Origin of the sequence: Chryseobacterium viscerum (assembly GCF_002899945.2) — a bacterium.
GTDB classification, from domain to species: Bacteria; Bacteroidota; Bacteroidia; order Flavobacteriales; family Weeksellaceae; genus Chryseobacterium; species Chryseobacterium viscerum.
Window position 1 is genome coordinate 24,181 of the sequence record NZ_PPEG02000003.1, and the last position, 20,051, is coordinate 44,231.

A 20,051-nucleotide genomic window follows, 5' to 3' on the forward strand; every position below is an offset into this window, starting at 1 on the left:
AACTAAAAAACGGTTTCAAAAATTGAAACTGTCTTTTAATAGATAGGTAGTGATTAGTCAAAATAGTATAAATCATCCTCATTGAGTATCGTCTGGTTTTCAGCAGATACATATTCTCGTTGTGCATCAGCAAGAGTCTTGGTTTCCTGAACAAGTTTTCCTTCCGTATTATACACTTTTAACAGGATCCATTTTCCACTACGTTCAAGTTCCTTTGATCCATTTCCTGTTCTTAGCTTAATCTTTCCGCTTTGAAGAATACCTCCTTTTATCGAAGACTTGCTGGCAGGCTTACCCTTTACGTATTGTACCACTTGTGCTGTGAAGCTGTAATCATAATTTCCCTCTTCGCTCAAAGGCTGATTAAAGGTGTACAAAATAACCCCTTTATTGTCATAAATCGTTGCATCATAAGCGGTTTGCTTAGCGTTCATCTTTTTTTCATAATTCAATTTATGATCCTCAGAGAAACTTTTTGTATTCACAATGATACCGTCTTTATACAGCGTTTCATTAAGACCTTCATAAGCAGTACCATTATAAGGCATTTCATCTTTATAGGTCAACGTAGATTTTAGTTTTCCATCTGGAGAATAATATTTAATCTCTTGAGTGACATATTCTTTTAAAGTTTTCTCAGACAATAATTTCCCTTCTTCGTCAAAAGCTTTACTCAGTACAATAGATCCGTTTTGGTATACATCAATACCAGAGGTCTTGGTATAATCATAGCTAAGCTGATAATCTTCGCCCTCCACCGGTTTGAAAATATCACTTTCTTTATTGTACTGATACACCAGATGGCCTATTTTTTTGCCAGATTCATCATAAGTGGTTTTATAGCCGTCTTTTTTATTGTTTTTCTGTTCCTGCAGCAGTTTTCCATTTTTACCATAAACAACACCTTCCTTTACACTTCCGTCACTTTTATATTTTTCGATTTTAGAAATCCTCATCGGATTCGGATAATAGTCTACCAGCAGGCTTTCCCCGGAACCTGAAGAAGCTGTACCAATCAGTTTTCCCTTTTCTCCGTAATATTTGGTTTCGTTGCTGCCGTCTTTGCTGGAATAGGTTTCGTACCTTATTCCTTTTACATCTTCATCATAAACAATCGTCTTTACAGGTAAAGATTTCTCATAAGTGGTAATACTGTTGTAAAAATATTCATTTTCAGGATCTTTATAAACGAATGCTTTTCCGTCAAAAGTACCATCAGTCTTATAAACCACATCCTCTGTAAGTCTTCCTTTTTCATCATAAGACTGAGAAACACCTATTTGCTTACCATTAGAAAATGTCGTTGTACTCATGATTTTTCCTTCAGGAGTATACCAGGTTACTTTTCCGTCAAAAACTTCACTGTTGGGAGTGGTGTCAGAAGCAAGGCCTTCCATTTGGAGCTTTCCGTCTTTGTAGAAATCTTTGATAAGGGTAAGTTTTCCTTTAGGAGTCGTTTCACGGTAGTATTCCATTTTATCCTGGGTCGTTTTTTCCCAGTTTTCATCGAAATAAGTTTTTTCCTGTGCATACACGTTGATGCTGAGTACCAATGCAAGTAATGCTGAGGTAAATAATTTTTTCATGTTTTTATTTAAGCTTTGGTTTTTATATATAATTAATGTGATGATTGATGTTGAATTGTAAACCTGCAGAAGGTCAAAAGAAATAGAAGAGACAGTAATTGTCTGCTGTGAAATAATTTTTACATTGAAAATTGTGTTAAAAAATAAATTATATCCAGAAACGATAAAATATCCTATGTTTCCGGGTTTAAAGGCTCAAATATAAATCAATTTGGCGAGAAATACGATAAAAAATGAACAGGCGTGTTCGTTTTTTGTGGCGAAATTTTGATTATAATATGTTTTTAAAGGCTGTAAATACTATTTTAAAAAGTGTGAAATACAGAATCTTTTCCGGTCATCGGATATACAAGAAAATTTATTAAATTTAGCCAACAGAAAAATCTAATATTTCATGATAGATAAAAGAGTAAAAAATGCAAAGGAGGCCATCGAAGGAATTAATGATGGAATGACACTGATGCTTGGCGGATTTGGACTTTGCGGAATCCCTGAAAACTCAATTAATGCTTTGGTAGAAAGTGATGTGAAAGATCTTACTTGTATTTCAAACAATGCAGGAGTAGATGATTTCGGATTAGGATTGCTGCTTCATAAAAGACAGATCAAGAAAATGATCTCTTCTTATGTAGGAGAAAATGCCGAGTTTGAAAGACAGATGCTTTCAGGTGAACTAGACGTAGAACTTACTCCACAGGGAACTTTAGCAGAAAAATGCAGAGCTGCTCAGGCGGGAATTCCTGCTTTTTATACCCCAGCAGGCTACGGAACTGAAGTAGCAGAAGGAAAAGAAATAAAAGAATTCAAAGGAAAACCTCATATTCTGGAACACGCTTACGAAGCAGATTATTCTATCGTAAAAGCATGGAAAGGAGATCACGCCGGAAACCTTATCTTCAAAGGATCTGCGAGAAATTTTAACCATCCGATGGCAGGTGCTGCGAAGATTACGATTGCTGAAGTAGAAGAATTGGTAGAGCCGGGACAATTAGACCCGAACGAAATCCATATTCCGGGAATCATGATTCAAAGAATTTTCCAGGGAGAAAAATTTGAAAAAAGAATAGAGCAGAGAACAGTGAGAACTAAAGAATAAGCTCAAATAATAAAAATAAAAGCGCTGAAAATACATTCAGCGCTTTTTTTATGATTGAGGAGTAAGTGTTTTTCTTTCTCCGATTTGTTGTCTCCACATGGCGTAGTATAATCCTTTTTCTGAAATCAGATTGCTGTGGGAACCTGTTTCAACGACTTGTCCGCGTTCAAGAACATATATTTTATCTGCATGCATAATCGTACTTAAACGGTGAGCGATAAGCACGGTGATCTGTTCCTTTTCTTTTGAAATCTCCTTTATAGTGGTCGTAATTTCCTCTTCAGTAATGCTATCCAGTGCAGAAGTAGCTTCGTCAAAGATCAAAAGGTGGGGTTTTCTTAAAAGAGCTCGTGCAATGGCAATTCTTTGTTTTTCACCACCACTCAGCTTCAGACCACCTTCACCGATAACCGTTTCAATGCCTTTTTCTGCTCTTTCGAGCAAACCCGTACAGCTTGACTTCTGCAAAGCAATAGCGATTTCCTGTTCAGTAGCTGCAGGATTTACAAAAAGAAGATTTTCTTTAATAGTCCCTGCAAATAATTGGGTGTCCTGGGTTACAAAACCAATCTGGTTTCTCAGTTCATCAAAATCGAACTCTTTTCCGTTGATACCATTGTAGAAAATATTTCCTTCCTGAGGTCTGTACAGCCCAACCAGCAATTTTACCAATGTACTTTTCCCGGAACCGCTTGGCCCTACAAAAGCAATCGTTTCCCCGTTTTTCAAGTCAAAAGAGATATTATTTAAAGCTTTATATTGAGCAGACTGATGTTTGAAAGAAACGTGTTTGAATTCCAGTTCTTCAATAGCACCAATTTGTTTAGGATGAAGAGGTTTTTCTTCCACTTCCTTTTTCATTAAGCGGTCAAAATTCTGAAGAGAAGCCTCAGCTTCACGGTAAGAAATAATGATGTTCCCGATTTCCTGCATTGGCCCGAAAATAAAGAAACCATAAAACATAAGAGACAGATACTGTCCCGGAGTTACAATGTTTTTGAAAATTAAATACAATAAAGTCAAAGTAATCATTTGCTGAAGAAAATTGACCATCGTTCCCTGGATAAAACTTAAAGAACGGATGCTTTTCACCTTTCTCAGTTCGAGACCAAGGATCTTGTAAGTATTGTTATTTAAACGGATCACTTCCTGGTTGGTTAATCCTAAACTCTTAACAATTTCAATATTTCTTAAGCTTTCTGTAGTACTTCCCGCTAAAGCAGTGGTTTCGGTAACAATATTTTTCTGGATCCCTTTTATTCTCTTGCTCAATAGATTGGTAACAAAAGCAATCAGAAAAATTCCACATATATAAACCGGCATGATCGACCAATGTAAACGGATAGCATACACTGAAACGAAAATAATGCTGACTAAAATTCCAAAGAAAATATTGATGAAATTGGTGATGAATTTTACAGTATCTTCTCTTACTTTCGTTAAAATAGATAAGGTTTCACCACTTCTCTGATCCTCAAATTCCTGATAAGGAAGAGCCATAGAATGCTTTAAACCATCTGTAAATATTTTAGCCCCAAACTTCTGTGTAATCACGCTCACTACATAATCCTGAAAAGCCTTGGCAATTCTACTTATCATTGCAGTCCCAATAAGCAAACCCAGGAAATAAAAAGCTCCATGGTATACTGTGCTTCCATATAAATATTCATTCAGATTTCTGGGAAGTAATTTTTCTTTATCAAAAAAATTAGGGTGAGTAACCAGCTGGTCAAGGATATTCCCTGTAATAGCAGGAGCGAATAAAGAAAAAACCTGATTAATAGTAGCCAAAAATAAAGAAATGAGAATCAGCCACTGATAAGGTTTAAGATATTTAAAAAGTATTTTCATTCGATTAAAATAATGGAGCAAAATTACAGATATTATTTTAACTAACAGTGTTAATTGTTGAATACAACAAAGCCCTTTTGTATTCAAGTGAAAATAATTAAATTGCAGTCTAAGTTTTTATTATGCTTACAAAAGAACAAATTGCCAAAAGAATTTCAAAAGAACTGAAAGATCGTTATTATGTAAACCTGGGAATTGGAATTCCTACTTTGGTTGCCAACTATGTTCCGGAAGGTATTTCCGTAGAATTCCAGAGTGAGAATGGAGTTTTGGGGATGGGACCTTTCCCTTTTGAAGGAGAAGAAGATGCCGACGTCATCAATGCCGGAAAACAAACTATTACTATTCTGGAAGGAGGTTCATTCTTCGATTCTGCATTCAGTTTCGGGATGATTCGTGGTCAGAAAGTAGACCTTACCATCCTTGGAGCGATGGAAGTTTCAGAAAATGGGGATATTGCCAACTGGAAAATTCCCGGAAAAATGGTGAAAGGAATGGGAGGTGCTATGGATCTGGTAGCTTCTGCTGAAAATATTATTGTTGCAATGATGCACGTAAACAAAGCAGGAGAAAGCAAAATCCTTAAAAAATGTACACTTCCTTTAACTGGAGTAAACTGTGTGAAAAAAGTGGTTACTGAACTAGCCGTTCTGGATGTAACTCCGGCTGGATTTAAACTGGTTGAAAGAGCTCCGGGAGTTTCAGTAGAAGATATTATCAAAGCTACAGAAGCAGATCTGATCATTGAAGGAGACGTTCCTGAAATGCAATTCTAATCAGACTATAATAAATAAAATATTCGGCCTCACTTTGTGAGGCCGAAATTTTTTATGACATAGGAAATCGGAGCGTTAAGAAAATAACTTCTGAGACCGTTAAGAAAATTCTATTGTCCGAAGCGCGAGACCAATTCAGAACCGATTAACGAATATTGAATTCGCGCAAGTTTAGAATTTTTAGGGAACAGAATTTATTTTTAGCGAAGAGATCCAGGTCTTGAATTTTTGTTTCTTTTGTTTTAAGACAAAAGAAATTAAAACAAAAAAAAGAAACTGTTTCATCAATAAAACAGCTTCTTTTATATTTTAACGGTTAGTATGTCATCTAACTTCTAACCTCTAATATCTAACCTCTTATTTATTTCCCATCCTGAGCCCCAAAAACCTTCTGCAAAATACTTGTCGTTCTCATGGCAGGTGTATCTCTGATTCCGCTCTCCTTATCGGCAACCATTTTGAATACTCCGTTGATTGTTTCCGTCGTCACATATTCGTTAAGGTCAGTGGTCACAGATTGTCCTGTAAACGTATTGTATTTTGAAATCAGATTTTTCCAAAGCGTATCAGCACCTACCTTTCCTAATGAAGCCTTTACTTTAGGCTGGAAAGCATTAAACAGCTGAGTCTGGGTTTTCCCCTGAAGATAGCTTGTTGCAGCATTATTACTGCCTAATAAAATATTCTTAGCATCCGTGATGGTCATGGAAGTAATAGCACTAGTGAAAATAGGTGCCGCTTGTGTTACGGCATCTTCAGCAGCTCTGTTTAAAAGCTTCACTCCTTCATCAGCAAGACTTCCCATACCGATGGAACGTAGCGTGGTATCAATTTTTCTTAACTTTTCAGGCATTAAAATTTTTACAGCCTCATTTTTGAAAAAGCCATCCGTTACTGCCAGTTTTTTTACACCATCTGTTACTCCAATGTTTAAAGCCTCTTTTAAGCCTGAAGAAATTTGAGTGGAAGTAAGATTTCCAAGATTAGCAGATGAGTTGTTGGTATGACCTGTAGTGGTGGTGGTTGTAGTAGAAGTTGCAGTACCATTATTTTTTACCGGAACATTAAGATCTACACCCGTTTTGTTTTTAACGGTAGATTTTATGATATCTAAAATTTGTGCTTGTGTTGATATTGAGAATAATATTCCCGCTGCCAGAAAAATGTTTTTTTTCATCGTATTTTTTTACAAATTTAATTGTTTTAATCTTTTAAGTCGTCTAAACTTATCAAAAAACAAACCATAATGCACAGGATACAGTAGAACTATTTCTAAGCACATGGTATAACAAACTGTAAATTATCTATTTCCCAAGAATCTAAACAATTGAAGGCGCTTAAATTTTGTTTTTAAAAAGGCTCAAAGAGTTTTGAAAAATAATTATCTTAGCTCAAACCTTAACCACATCTAATGATACGGACTTTTTTAGTATTTTTTGTATTGATTTCAAACGTAATTTTTGCCCAAAATAAATTGAATCTAATCCCTTATCCTCAAAAAGTTGAATTTTCGCAGGGAGAATTTATAATCCCAGAAACTTTAATGTTAAGTGGTGATTTACCAAAAGAAGAAACGGAATATTTCAAAAAACATGTATCTCAGTTTACATTTAAGGATGTTCAAAAGGGTGGAGGGATTCATATCACCAACTCTATACTTCCTCCGGCTTCGGCAGCCGATGCTGAACAGAAAAAAGAATATTATTCAATAGAAATTTCTCCAAAACAGATTCATGTAAAATCTTATACCAAACAAGGATATTTCCTGGCTTTACAAACTTTGATTCAGGTTTTTGAACAATATAAAGAAGCTAAAAAAATTCCGGCTATGAAGATCGAAGATCAGCCGAAGTTTGCATGGAGAGGAATGCATCTGGATGTCTGCCGTCACTTTTTTACTGTAGAAGAAGTGAAACAGTATATCGATTATCTGGCAATGTACAAACTGAATACATTTCATTGGCATTTAACAGATGATCAGGGATGGAGAATTGAGATCAAAAAATATCCAAAATTGACTCAAATAGGTTCAAAACGTAAAGAATCTATGATTGGGGCTTACGTTGACAATACATTTGACGGAAAGCCTTACGGACCGTATTTCTACACTCAGCAACAGATAAAAGAGGTGGTAAAATATGCTCAGGACAGACATATTACGGTAGTTCCGGAAATAGAAATGCCGGGGCATGCGCTGGCAGCGTTATCTGCATATCCTGAATTGGCATGTACAAAAGGACCTTTCGAATCCGCTACAAAATGGGGCGTTTTTGATGATGTTTTCTGTCCGAAAGATGAAACGTTTACATTTTTGGAAAATGTTCTGGATGAAGTGATTAAGTTATTTCCATCCCAATACATTCATATTGGTGGTGACGAGTGCCCGAAAACAAGATGGAAAGAATGTGCGCACTGCCAGGAACTGATCAAGAAAAATAATTTAAAAGATGAGCACGGTTTACAAAGTTACTTTATTCATCGAATTGAAAAATATGTCAACAGTAAAGGACGAAAAATTATTGGTTGGGACGAGATTTTAGAAGGAGGTTTAGCTCCGAATGCAGCTGTAATGAGCTGGACAGGGGTAAATGGAGGTATTGAAGCGGCAAAATCAAAACACTTTGCCGTAATGACACCCGGAGCATTCTGCTATTTCGACCATTACCAGGGAGATCCACAGTCTGAGCCTAATGCTTTTGGTGGTTTTACTCCTTTAGATAAAGTTTACTCTTACAATCCTATTCCTTCCGAACTGAATGTAGAGCAGGCTAAATATATTATGGGAGTTCAGGCCAACTTGTGGACAGAATATATTTTGGACTTTAAGCAGGTACAGTATATGATCTTTCCAAGATTAATGGCCCTTTCTGAAGTAGGTTGGGGAACATCAGATCCTAAAAATTATAAAGAATTTGAAAACAGGGTGATCAATCAGTTTAAAGTTCTGGATAAAATGAAGGTAAACTATGCAAAAAGCATTTATAACATCACCGGAAAAGTAATTCCTTCGAATAACGGAATTGCCTATGAACTATCAACTTCACAGAATTCAAACGGGATCAGATATACGTTGGATGGAACAGATCCTTCGATCAATTCTAAAACCTATGAGAAAGCAGTTCAGATTCCTAATTCTTTAACGATAAAATCAGCTTATTTTGAAGACGGTCAGTTGAAAAGCGCTGTTTCTACACAACAGTTTACGATTTCAAAGACGACAGGGAAAAGTATAAGTCTTGAGCAGCAGCCAAGTGAAAACTATTCTTTTGGAGGTGCTTTTACCCTAGTAGATGGTATTATCGGAAATGTAAAACAGCTCGGTAAAACATGGCTTGGTTTTCAGGGAAAAGATGTGGTGGCAACCATAGATTTTGGTCAGAAAACAGCCTTTTCAGAAGTTTATTTCAATACTCTTGAAAATAAAGGAAGCTGGATTCACCTGGCCAAGTCTGCAAAGATTTTTGTTTCTGATGATAACAAGAATTTTAAAATGATCAAGGAAATTGCAGCTGGAGAGATTCAAAATGCCAAAGGAAAAATCAGATTGAATATAGGATCACAAAATGCAAAATACCTGAAAGTGAGCATTGAAAATGCAGGCATTATTCCGGCAGGAAATCCCGGAGCAGACTCAAAAGCATGGCTGTTTGTGGATGAAATTGGCGTAAATTAGCCTTATTAGTCACAATATTATGTACAAATCAATTGCCTTCATTTTATCGTTTTTTTTTATGTTCTCATGTAAGCCTGAGAATGTAAAAGCAAAAGAATTTAAAATAGGGAAAATTAGTTTTAATTATCCTTCTGATTGGCAATTAATAGAACCAAAGATGATTGATTCTTATAGTGCATATTTAACTAATAATGAAGATACTATATTTATAAATTATGGAAGATATAATCATAAAATTTACAAAAATAAATTAAGTGAACATTTAAGAGAACAAATTGAAATAAATGGGAGAGAAGCAGTAATTGAAATTCCAAATTCTAAACAAGGGTTTTATAATATTTATGTTCCAAAATTAGATTCATTAGATGGGGTTATTATATCCTCGTCTCTATTAAAAGATAGGGGAAAAGTTGCTACAATATTATCTAGTTTTAAAATAGACAATATTGGCAATTCTAATATTTTAGATAAGAAGAATTTTTCAAACAAAAACAAAGAAACTGGATTAACTAATTATGAATACAATTGCCTAAGCTGTCACTCTGAAAATGAACGAGTTATTGGTAGATCACTAGATAAAGCTTTTATAAATTCCAAAAGCAGTGAATGGTTGACAAACTATCTATACTCAGATAAAAAAAATTATTATACTGATAGTAAATGCTTTCAATTTGATAAAAAAGATTCAATATTAGTAAATCAAATGGTAAATTACCTAAAACATAAATAATACTGCAGTTAACATTGTATTGGTAAAATGCGGATTTTACAACGGAATTGAAATCCACACCTTTCCAGCCGTCACTATTTTTCCATTCCACATATTTTTGTATTTTAGCTAATAAATATCAGTTATAGTTGATTTAAAATTGAACTGAAGCTCATTTTTCTCCTGTACTTCGTCAATACTTTTTCCATTAGAATTAAAATTATGCAGGACAATACCATACTTTCTTCCGAATTTTCATCATCACCGGATTTGGTAGAAAAGCTGTATCAGTATGGTACAACCAAAAACTATCGTGAAGGAGATATTATTTTAGATGAAAATGCTTCCATCCGTTCCATTCCTATTGTGATGAAAGGAATGCTGAAAGTCATCAGAACTGAAGAAGACGGGCGCGAAATTTTACTATATTACATCAAAGCAGGAGAAAGCTGTATCATGTCTTTCCTCGGCGGGATGCACAATGAAAAAAGCATTGTAAAAGCGGAGATTGAAGAAGATGCCGAAATACTTTTTCTACCCGTAGATAAAGTGTCTTTATTTATCAAAGAACACCCGGAATGGTTAGACTATATTTTCAGACTCTATCATAAAAGATTTGAAGAACTATTGGATATCATCAATGCAATTGCTTTCAAAAAAGTAGATGAAAGACTTCTGAATCTGTTGCAGAAAAAATCAGAGCTTACCCATTCTGAAATCATCAATACAACGCATGAACAGCTGGCAAATGAGCTGGGAACCGTAAGAGTAGTGGTGTCAAGACTTCTAAAACAATTAGAAGAAGAAGGAAGGCTGAAGCTTGGCAGAAACAAAATTACCCTCCTGAAAACTCTCAACTCATAAACCCCACTTTAATCAAATGTACCCACATTCCCCTCCTTTGGAGGGGTGGCGAAAATTCAAAGAATTTTTGACGGGGTGGTTAACAGTCATCGCGAACCTTAGGAGAAGCAATCTTAACACTCTTCATAAGAACTTCTCTGTGTTCTTTGTGAACATATTAGTGTCCATTCGTGTTAAAAAATCCCCTTATGTAACAAAAGTAGCTGTAGCTTTCCTTCCACATTCCCATTTTTGCATCAGAATTATTTGAATAGTGAAATGGAAATTATAGGATATACAGCAGCCGTTTTAATAGGAGTTTCTCTCGGTTTAATTGGGGGTGGAGGGAGTATTCTCACCGTTCCCGTACTGGTTTATCTCTTTGGCATCGATGTCTTTCTGGCAACGGAATATTCACTTTTTGTAGTGGGAATAAGCAGTCTTGTAGGATCAGTGTCATATTTTAAAAAAGGATTGGTCGATTTTAAGATGGCACTGGTATTTGGAATTCCTTCCGTTATTTCTATTTTTCTGACCAGAATATACCTTCTTCCCTTAATTCCTGAAGAAGTCCTCAGAATAGAGAACTTTACTGTTACCAGAAACATTTTTTTATTATTAATTTTTGCAGGTTTAATGGTTCTTGCTTCTTATAAAATGATAAGAAACAGCATTTTTGAAGGACCTTTAGAAAGTACTACGGATAAGAACAATGCTTTGCGGGCAGCAGGACAGGGTTCAATAGTGGGTGTTTTAACCGGATTGGTAGGAGCTGGAGGTGGTTTTATGATCATTCCGGCATTGGTCAACCTTTTAAAAATTCCAATGAAAATTGCGATAGGAACTTCTTTAGTCATTATCTCCTTCAATTCTTTGATCGGTTTCGTATCTTCAGTAGACCATGTAAAAATAGAATGGAAACTATTAATTTCCATTACCGCTATTGCCGTTGCAGGAATTATAATAGGTTCACAGTTGTCAAAAAAGATAGATGGCAGGAAGCTGAAGCCGGCATTCGGATGGTTTATCCTGATAATGGGCATTTATATTATTACCAAGGAGATATTTCTTTAAATCTCTTATGTAACAAAAGTAGCTGTAGAGAAAAAAAGAAAGGGGGAGATTTGTATCAGATAACAACATCAAAAAATATAATACAATGAAAATAGAACAGATCTATACAGGATGCCTGGCGCAGGGAGCTTATTATATCACCTCAGCTGGAGAAGCTGCAATCATTGATCCGCTAAGGGAAATACAGCCCTATATCGATAGGTTGCAAGAAGATGGAGTAGAATTGAAATACATTTTTGAAACCCATTTTCATGCAGATTTTGTCAGTGGGCATCTAGATTTAAGCAATGAAACAGGTGCTCCTGTTGTGTATGGACCGACTGCAACCCCTGAATTTGAGGTCATCATTGCAGAAGATCATCAGATATTTGAAATAGGAAATATTAAAATCAAAGTTCTTCATACACCCGGGCACACTCTTGAGAGCTCATGCTACCTGTTGATTGATGAAGATGGCGTTGAAAAAGCACTTTTCAGCGGGGATACTTTATTCCTCGGAGATGTAGGCCGTCCGGATCTGGCACAAAAAGGGGCAAATATGACTCAGGAAGAACTGGCCGGACTTTTATATGATAGTTTGTACCATAAAATTTTGCCTTTAAACAATGATATCACTGTATATCCAGCTCATGGAGCCGGTTCAGCCTGTGGTAAAAATATGCAGAAAGAAACGGTAGATACACTCGGAAATCAGAAGAGAACCAACTATGCCCTGAATCAGAAAGACAGACAAAGTTTTATAAAAGAAGTGATAGATGGACTTCTACCTCCTCCAGCCTATTTCGGGATGAATGTCATAATGAATAAAAAAGGATACAGAAGTTTTGATAAAGTCCTTTCCCAGGGCCTGCATGCCCTATCCCCGGAACAGTTTGAGGAAATCGCAGAAGCCTCAGGAGCTTTGATTTTAGATGTAAGAACCAGTCGTGAATTTGTAAAAGGTTTTATCCCAAAGTCAGTAAATATAGGATTGGATGGTGATTTTGCCCCTTGGGTGGGAGCTTTAATTGCCGATGTAAACCAACCCATCATGCTGATCACAGAAAATGGAACTGAAGAAGAAGCCGTAACAAGATTAAGCAGGGTAGGATTCGATCATATTTTAGGATTTTTGGATGGTGGTTTTGAAGCCTGGGAAAAGAGGGGAAAAGAAACAGACTTTGTCAACCGCATCTCTGCAGAACAGTTTGAAGCCGAAATAAAAGAAAAAGAAGCAAAGATCATCGATATAAGAAGAGAAAGTGAATACAATGCAGAACATATTCATGAAGCTTACAGCATGCCTTTAGCGTATATCAATGAATGGATTAATAAGTTACAGCCCGAAGAACATTTTTATATGCATTGTGGAAGCGGCTACAGAAGTACAATGGCCGCAAGCATCCTTCAGGCAAGAGGATATAGGAATTTTACAGAAATTGAAGGAGGTTTTAAAGCTATTGCACTTACAAGTATTCCTAAAAGTGATTTTGTGTGCCAGACAAAAATTTTAAATAAATTAGATTAAAAAAAAGAAGATATGTTGGAGATTATAAAAGAACCGTGGCCATGGTATATTGCAGGTCCGCTGATTGGTCTTACTGTCCCTGCCTTATTGATAATGGGAAATAAATCCTTTGGGATAAGTTCCTCACTAAGGCATCTCTGTGCTGCCTGTATCCCGGCAAATATAAACTTTTTCAAATACGACTGGAAAAAAGAAGCCTGGAATTTATTTTTTGTACTCGGAATCTTTTTCGGAGGAATGATTGCAGCCAATTTTTTGCTTAATCCTGCAGAAATAACAATTAATCCCGATTTGAAAACCGAACTGGCAGGCTACGGAATCACAGATTACAGCAATCAGGTGCCTATACAGCTGATGAACTTTGAAAGCCTGTTGACCTGGAGAGGATTGATCACAATGGTAGTTGGCGGATTTTTAGTAGGTTTCGGAACAAGATACGCAGGAGGGTGTACCAGTGGTCATGCTATCATGGGACTTTCCAATTTGCAATGGCCTTCTTTGGTAGCGACGATCTGTTTTATGGTAGGAGGTTTTTTAATGGCCAATCTTATTCTGCCTGTTATCCTTTCCCTGTAAATTTAATTTTTAAGACAATTTTGAAATAATGATAAAAGAAAAAGATATGCGTCATCAGGATGCTGTTTGTGTGAACGAAAGCACCCTTACCCATCAATGGTATCACAACCTGAAATACCTTGCTGCAGGGATTATATTCGGAATTATATTTGTGAAAGGAGAAGTGATCAGCTGGTTCAGAATACAGGAAATGTTCCGTCTGCAGTCTTTCCATATGTACGGAATTATTGGGAGTGCCGTGTTGGTAGGTATGATTTCAGTAGGGGTGATCAAAAAGTTCAAGATAAAAACAATATATGGTGAACCCATTACACTGACTCCCAAAAAGTTCAATAAAGGTCAGATTTACGGCGGATTGATATTTGGTTTTGGCTGGGCTATTACCGGAGCGTGTCCCGGACCTCTTTTTGCACAGATCGGAACAGGTGCTTTAGCAGTATCCGTTACCTTTCTAAGTGCAATCGCAGGAACTTGGGTATATGGATATTTTAGAGATAAATTGCCCCACTGATAGTTTTATTGAAATATTGCTATGTTGATTTTTTTAAAGACTAATAGGGTGAGAAAAAGTAAAAAGACTGCAGATCATTTTTCTGTGGTCTTTTTGCTTTTCCACCAGCCAGAAAATTGTTAATTTGTAGGCCTAATAAACCTGATATGCAAAGTAGACGAAACTTTATCAAAAAAACCGCTGCAGCTTCTCTGGCACTTGCCGTAAATCCCTTAGATTTAATTGCTAAAGACTTACCTGAAAACAATAAAATAGTAAACAAACCGATTGTCCTTTCTACCTGGAATTTTGGATTAAAAGCCAACGAAGAAGCATGGACGATCCTTGGAAAAGGAGGAAAAGCTTTAGACGCGGTTGAAAAAGGAGTTCGTCTTGTAGAATTAGATCCTAAAGAAAGAAGTGTTGGATATGGAGGCCGTCCGGACAGAGATGGGAGAGTAACCCTTGATGCCTGTATCATGGATGATAATTATAATATCGGTTCGGTAGCATGCCTGGAGCATGTGAAAAACCCAATTTCCGTTGCCAGAGCTGTAATGGAAAAAACACCTCACGTTATGCTGGTAGGAGACGGAGCTTTACAATTTGCCCTTTCGCAAGGGTTTAAAAAAGAAAATCTTCTTACTTCGGAATCCGAAAAAGAATGGAAAGAATGGTTGAAAACCAGCCAGTATAAACCGATTGCCAATATTGAAAATCACGATACCATAGGAATGATTGCGTTGGATGCACAGGGAAACCTTTCCGGAGCCTGTACTACCAGCGGAATGGCTTTTAAAATGCATGGAAGAGTAGGAGATTCCCCGATCATCGGAGCAGGTCTGTTTGTAGATAACGAAGTAGGAGCGGCTACCGCAACAGGTCATGGTGAAGAAGTGATAAGAACAGTGGGAACCCATCTTGTAGTGGAATTGATGAGACAAGGCAGAAACCCACAGGAAGCGTGTAAAGAAGCTGTAGATAGGATTGTAAAGATCACTCAGCGCAGAAACAAAAACCTGAAGGATATCCAGGTTGGTTTTATTGCAATTAATAAAAAGGGAGAATATGGTTCGTATTGTATTCAGGACGGATTCAATTTTGCCGTTTATGATCAAAAAGGAAACCGCCTTGAAACACCGGAGTTTGCTCTAAAGTAATGATATGATGGAAGCCGTATTACAAAGAATTATAAATACATTTTATCGCAAATAAAATCGTTGCACCTTAAAAATACGATAGAGAAATCTTTGTGTCTTTGCGTTATTCCAACAAAAAATAATTAAAAATTCAATAGGGATGGACTTTAGTCCATTTAAATAAACCAATGACAGCCTATTGGCTTTAGCCAAAACATAGATCAAAAAATATGAAAAGAACGATTATCGCTTCCCTATTTCTGATTATTGCATGCAAGGAAGAAAAGAAGGAGATGAAAACGGCCGTAGAACCACAGCAGATAAAAGAAAAAGTAGTGTTGAACAATGACGCCAATGAAGGAGAAGAAGCCCAAAAATGGTTGAAGACAAGTATTGTAGACTACTTTAAAGCTGATCTCGGAAGTGAAGAAAAGAATATGCAGAAGATGACAACGAAAGACTATTTCGAGTATAAAACGGATGCTACAAATGTTGATATGGATGTCGATGGAAGCCTTACTGAAAAAGAATTTGAGAACAAATGGAAATCCAAGTTTGATACCCAAAAAGCAGGAGTTGGAGTTGGTTTTTTAATCACAGCACAGGATTGGAACAAGATTGAAGTGGGAAGCTGTGAATTAAAATCCTCTTCAAAAGATGAATATATTTTCAATGTCGTGTTGAGAGATGATGGTTTTAAGGCCCAATATCCATCAGTAATAAAAGTAGTAAAAGAAAACGGTTCCTTTTTGATTGCAGATGTATTGCAGGGTGAATCGAAGTAAAATCAAATAGATAACAATATAATGTCAAAAATAGAAATAGCGTGTTTTAACCCTCAATCGGCGGTTATCGCTTTTGAAAATGGAGCAGATAGAATAGAATTATGTGATGGACTCAGTGAAGGAGGAACGACTCCGGATTTTGAAACCATGAAGCAGCTTCGTGAGAAAATTACGATCCCGATTTTTGTAATGATCCGTCCGAGAGGGGGAGATTTTACCTATTCCGATTCAGAATTCGAACAGATGAAAAATGACCTGGTTTATTTGAAATCTTTACATGCTGACGGTTTTGTATTCGGCATTCTGGATGAAAATGATGAGGTTAATATTGAACAGAATAAAGCTTTAGTAGAATTGGCGTCACCACTTCCATGTACATTTCACCGTGCGTTTGACCGCGCTGCAAGTCTGGAAGAATCTTTAGAAAAAGTAATAGAATGCGGCTTTACAACCATTCTTACTTCCGGCCAGAAACCCAATGTATCTGAAGGAAAAGAAAATCTGAAAAAACTGGTTGAGCTTTCCAAGGGAAGAATTGAAATACTCGTAGGAGGCGGACTTCGCTCATCCAATATTGAAGAAATAAGAGCCATCACAAATGCGAGTTACTTCCACTCTTCAGCTATTACTGACGGTGGAGCTTTTGCCAATCCGGATGAAGTGATGGCATTGAAGAGTAAATAATAATATTTTAAACGTAAAGTTTAAAATGGATATACATTATATTAGAGAAAGCAAAGAGTTGCAACTTTGTTGCTGATGAAGCGAAAGGATAGCCAGCATGCTTAGAAAGAATCAATGAAATTGATTCCATCTTTGCTCCCTTAGAATTAAAAAAAGAGATAGTAAAACTTTGCGTTTAAAACCACGCAATTAATAAAAACCACACACAAATGAATGACAGAAAACGAATTATCCTACAAAATAATAGGAGCTGCTATAGAAGTACATAAAAACTTAGGAGTTGGCCTTTTAGAAAATGCATATGAAACAGCTTTAGCTTATGAATTAAAGATGTTGGGACTGAATGTTAAGCAACAGCTATCTTTACCTTTAACGTATAAAGAAGTATATATAGAAAATGCATACAGAATTGATTTGATTGTAGAAGAGAAAGTCATTGTAGAAGTGAAATCTGTGGTGGAATTGCATCCCATTTTTCACTCACAGGTATTGACGTATCTGAAACAGACTCATATAAAATTGGGATTGCTTATTAATTTTAATAATGAACTTATTAAATATGGAATCCATAGAATTGTAAACAAAATTATTGATGAATAGAACGATCCTTTTTACTTTCCTTTTCATGCAAAATATACTTTTTGGGCAGTTTTCCCAAAGAAGCTTGTCTTCCGAAAACTGGCAGTTCAAAAACTCAAAAGATCAAAACTGGCTTCCTGCAAAAGTTCCGGGAACCGTCCATCTGGATTTAATGGATAACAAGATGATTCCGGATCCTTTTAAAGATGAAAATGAAAAGAAAGTACAGTGGGTAGAAAATGAAGATTGGGAGTATCAGTCCGGTTTTGTGGTTTCACCTCAGGAATTAAAGAACGATAATATTGATCTTGTTTTTAATGGATTAGATACATTTTCAGAAATTTATCTTAATGGTAAGTTATTAAAGAAAACGGATAATATGTTCAGAAAATGGAATATTCCCGTGAAGCAATATCTGAAAGCAGGTAACAATACATTACAGATTAAGTTTACATCTGCGGTGAATGCCGGGAAGGAATTAGCCAAAAAAGTTCCTTTTACCATGCCGGAATCCCCAAGAAGTTTTATGAGAAAAGCTCAATATCAATTCGGCTGGGATTGGGGACCGAGACTGGTTACGGCAGGAATATGGAAAGACGTTCAGCTTGAATTCTGGAATAATGCCAAAATTATTACCGTTAAGAATATTCAGAGCAAGTTTGCCGAAGATTTACGTTTTGAAGTAGAAATTGAAGTTCAAAATGCTGGAGATTATACATTGGATCTCAATAAAATCCACAAAAGAATCTCTTTAAAAAAAGGAACTCATACAATAACGATTCCTTATAATACAAGCGGGATGGAACTTTGGCAGCCCAATGGCAGAGGAGACGCCCATCTTCATCATTTTGAAGTAAAACTTTCAAAAGATCAGAAAAATATTGATGTTAAAAATATCAGGATAGGAGTAAGAACTGTTGAGTTGGTACAGGAGAAGGACGAAAAAGGAAAATCATTCTACTTTAAAGTGAATGGACATCCTTTATACATCAAAGGAACCAATTGGATTCCGGGAGATAGTTTTTCACCTAGAATGACCAAAGAAAAGTACCAAAAACTAATCAAAGATACCAAAGATGCGAATATGAATATGATTCGTATCTGGGGTGGAGGTATTTATGAAGATGATGAGTTCTACAAAGCTTGTGATGAAAACGGAATCTTAGTCTGGCAGGATTTTATGTTTGCGGGAAGTTTTTACCCTGCAGATGAAGCATTCCTAAACAATGTAAAGGAAGAAGTAAAAGATCAGGTCAACAGACTTCAGAATCACCCGTCTATTGCGATATGGTGCGGAAATAACGAAATTGATGAAGCCATTGTCAACTGGGGCTATCAGAAACAGTTCAAATATTCGAAAAATGATTCTCTTCAGGTTTGGAAAGACTATAAAAAGCTGTTTCATGAGGTAATTCCGAAAGCATTGGCAGAAAATCTGAAGTCTGATAAAAATATATATTGGCCAAGTTCCCCGTCAATCGGTTGGGGGCACAAAGAAAGCCTTAAAGAAGGCGATTCCCATTATTGGGGTGTTTGGTGGGGTGAACAACCATTTGAGATGTACAACGAAAAAGTGGGACGTTTCATGTCTGAATATGGTTTTCAGGGAACGCCCAGTCTTGAAACCACAAAATCAATGTTTTCCGGAACTCCGGATTTAACTCTTCAGAATCCAACAATAAAAGCACATGAAAAGCATGCCAAAGGCTGGGACATCATTAACGAATATCTGAAGCGTGATTATAAAATTCCTACAGACTTTGTAAAATACAACTATGTTTCACAGCTGTTGCAGGCAAGAGGAATGCAGATCGCTATTGAAGCTCATCGCCGCGCAAAACCTTACAATATGGGAACACTCTATTGGCAGCTTAATGACTGCTGGCCCGTGGTTTCATGGTCTTCTATTGATTATCTTGGAAACTGGAAAGCGTTCCATTATCAGGCAAGAAGAAGCTTTGAGCCGGTACTTATATCAGTTGCTGAAACAGATAAAAGTTATGATGTTTACCTGATAAGTGATTTGTTGAATGAACTGAAGCTTGATACACAATTTGAACTCGTTGATTTTAAAGGAAAAATACTCTGGAAAGCCAGTCAGTCAGACAATATAAAAGCTGATGTCAGTAAGAAGATACGGACTATCAGTAAGTCAGAGTTGGCTGAGTTTGACCTGTCGAAAGCTGTTTTAAAGATCAGTTCCGGGAAGGATACAAAATTTGAAAAGCTTTTCTTTTTTAATAAGCCTAAAGATGTAAAACTTTCAAAACCGGAGATTAAAATCAGAAAAATTTCACCTACTGAAATTGAAATATCAACAGATATCCTGGCGAAAGATGTTTACCTAATTGGAGACACCCATTTCAGTGATAATTTCTTTGACTTGTTACCGGGAGCTTCCAAAAGAATTACCCTTTCAAAACCTTTGGACAAAGTTGAGGTAGTGAGTCTTTGGGAAGTGATGAAGAATTAAAATATATTTTAAAAAACGCTCTCAAGTAGTCAACCCATGTCAAGGTTTTAAACCTTGACATGGGTTGTAAGTCTCTGGGAGGTAATGAAAAGGTAAGATATATGCAAAAGATCTCCAGCCCTTATAGGTTTTCAAAACCTATAAGGGGTAAAGTTGAAAAGTTTCATTAGAGATTCTATTCAAAAAAATATAAATTTTACCCTTCCAACT

Annotated in this window: 17 protein-coding genes; 14 read left to right on the forward strand and 3 right to left on the reverse strand. The window is 36.3% G+C overall.

Annotated elements, in window-relative coordinates; all coding sequences use genetic code 11:
* Positions 1-53: 53 nt before the first annotated feature.
* Positions 54-1,586, reverse strand: a complete 1,533-nt coding sequence (locus tag C1634_RS06650; RefSeq protein ID WP_109738098.1) for a toxin-antitoxin system YwqK family antitoxin — start codon at positions 1,584-1,586, stop codon at positions 54-56.
* 394 nt (positions 1,587-1,980) lie between these two features.
* Here C1634_RS06650 and C1634_RS06655 point away from each other — a divergent pair, with 394 nt between their 5' ends.
* A complete protein-coding gene (locus C1634_RS06655) occupies positions 1,981-2,682 on the forward strand; it encodes a CoA transferase subunit A (RefSeq protein ID WP_109738099.1) in 702 nt (233 codons plus the stop codon).
* A 48-nt stretch (positions 2,683-2,730) separates the two neighbouring features.
* Here C1634_RS06655 and C1634_RS06660 read toward each other — a convergent pair whose 3' ends face one another.
* Entirely contained in the window at positions 2,731-4,533 is a 1,803-nt protein-coding gene (locus C1634_RS06660; RefSeq protein ID WP_109738100.1) for an ABC transporter ATP-binding protein, read from the reverse strand.
* 122 nt (positions 4,534-4,655) lie between these two features.
* Between C1634_RS06660 and C1634_RS06665 the strand changes: the two genes are divergently transcribed.
* Complete coding sequence (locus tag C1634_RS06665) at positions 4,656-5,309, forward strand: CoA transferase subunit B (RefSeq protein ID WP_109738101.1); 654 nt, start codon at positions 4,656-4,658, stop codon at positions 5,307-5,309.
* A gap of 361 nt (positions 5,310-5,670) precedes the next feature.
* Here the strand turns inward: C1634_RS06665 and C1634_RS06670 are convergent, their stop codons facing one another.
* Positions 5,671-6,486 carry a DUF4197 domain-containing protein gene (locus tag C1634_RS06670; protein WP_103234982.1) on the reverse strand — a complete coding sequence of 272 codons (816 nt, stop codon included), beginning with the start codon at positions 6,484-6,486 and terminating at the stop codon, positions 5,671-5,673.
* A gap of 234 nt (positions 6,487-6,720) precedes the next feature.
* Between C1634_RS06670 and C1634_RS06675 the strand changes: the two genes are divergently transcribed.
* The 12 genes from C1634_RS06675 (at position 6,721) to C1634_RS06730 (ending at position 19,841) form a co-directional block, all read left to right on the forward strand.
* The gene (locus tag C1634_RS06675; RefSeq protein WP_109738102.1) at positions 6,721-8,982 is read left to right on the forward strand and encodes a glycoside hydrolase family 20 protein; all 2,262 of its coding nucleotides are present in this window, start codon (positions 6,721-6,723) and stop codon (positions 8,980-8,982) included.
* A gap of 19 nt (positions 8,983-9,001) precedes the next feature.
* Positions 9,002-9,712, forward strand: coding sequence for a hypothetical protein (locus tag C1634_RS06680; RefSeq protein ID WP_123921405.1), 711 nt, complete (start codon positions 9,002-9,004; stop codon positions 9,710-9,712).
* Positions 9,713-9,913: 201 nt separating this feature from the next.
* A complete protein-coding gene (locus C1634_RS06685; RefSeq protein WP_103234409.1) occupies positions 9,914-10,555 on the forward strand; it encodes a Crp/Fnr family transcriptional regulator in 642 nt (213 codons plus the stop codon).
* A gap of 258 nt (positions 10,556-10,813) precedes the next feature.
* Positions 10,814-11,608, forward strand: a complete 795-nt coding sequence (locus tag C1634_RS06690; RefSeq protein ID WP_103234408.1) for a sulfite exporter TauE/SafE family protein — start codon at positions 10,814-10,816, stop codon at positions 11,606-11,608.
* A gap of 85 nt (positions 11,609-11,693) precedes the next feature.
* Positions 11,694-13,115 (forward strand): MBL fold metallo-hydrolase, encoded by a 1,422-nt coding sequence (locus C1634_RS06695; protein WP_103234407.1) that lies wholly within the window; start codon positions 11,694-11,696, stop codon positions 13,113-13,115.
* Between the two features lie 12 nt (positions 13,116-13,127).
* Positions 13,128-13,691 carry a YeeE/YedE family protein gene (locus tag C1634_RS06700; protein ID WP_103234406.1) on the forward strand — a complete coding sequence of 188 codons (564 nt, stop codon included), beginning with the start codon at positions 13,128-13,130 and terminating at the stop codon, positions 13,689-13,691.
* A 28-nt stretch (positions 13,692-13,719) separates the two neighbouring features.
* A complete protein-coding gene (locus tag C1634_RS06705) occupies positions 13,720-14,202 on the forward strand; it encodes a DUF6691 family protein (protein ID WP_103234405.1) in 483 nt (160 codons plus the stop codon).
* A 146-nt stretch (positions 14,203-14,348) separates the two neighbouring features.
* The gene (locus C1634_RS06710) at positions 14,349-15,341 is read left to right on the forward strand and encodes an isoaspartyl peptidase/L-asparaginase family protein (protein ID WP_103234404.1); all 993 of its coding nucleotides are present in this window, start codon (positions 14,349-14,351) and stop codon (positions 15,339-15,341) included.
* Positions 15,342-15,550: 209 nt separating this feature from the next.
* Entirely contained in the window at positions 15,551-16,105 is a 555-nt protein-coding gene (locus C1634_RS06715) for a hypothetical protein (RefSeq protein ID WP_103234403.1), read from the forward strand.
* A gap of 21 nt (positions 16,106-16,126) precedes the next feature.
* On the forward strand, positions 16,127-16,789 hold the full coding sequence (locus C1634_RS06720; protein WP_103234402.1) for a copper homeostasis protein CutC: 663 nt from the start codon (positions 16,127-16,129) through the stop codon (positions 16,787-16,789).
* Positions 16,790-17,002: 213 nt separating this feature from the next.
* Positions 17,003-17,389, forward strand: a complete 387-nt coding sequence (locus C1634_RS06725; protein ID WP_103234401.1) for a GxxExxY protein — start codon at positions 17,003-17,005, stop codon at positions 17,387-17,389.
* On the forward strand, positions 17,382-19,841 hold the full coding sequence (locus C1634_RS06730; RefSeq protein WP_109738103.1) for a beta-mannosidase: 2,460 nt from the start codon (positions 17,382-17,384) through the stop codon (positions 19,839-19,841). Before C1634_RS06725 ends, C1634_RS06730 begins: the two co-directional genes overlap by 8 nt.
* Positions 19,842-20,051 lie beyond the last annotated feature (210 nt).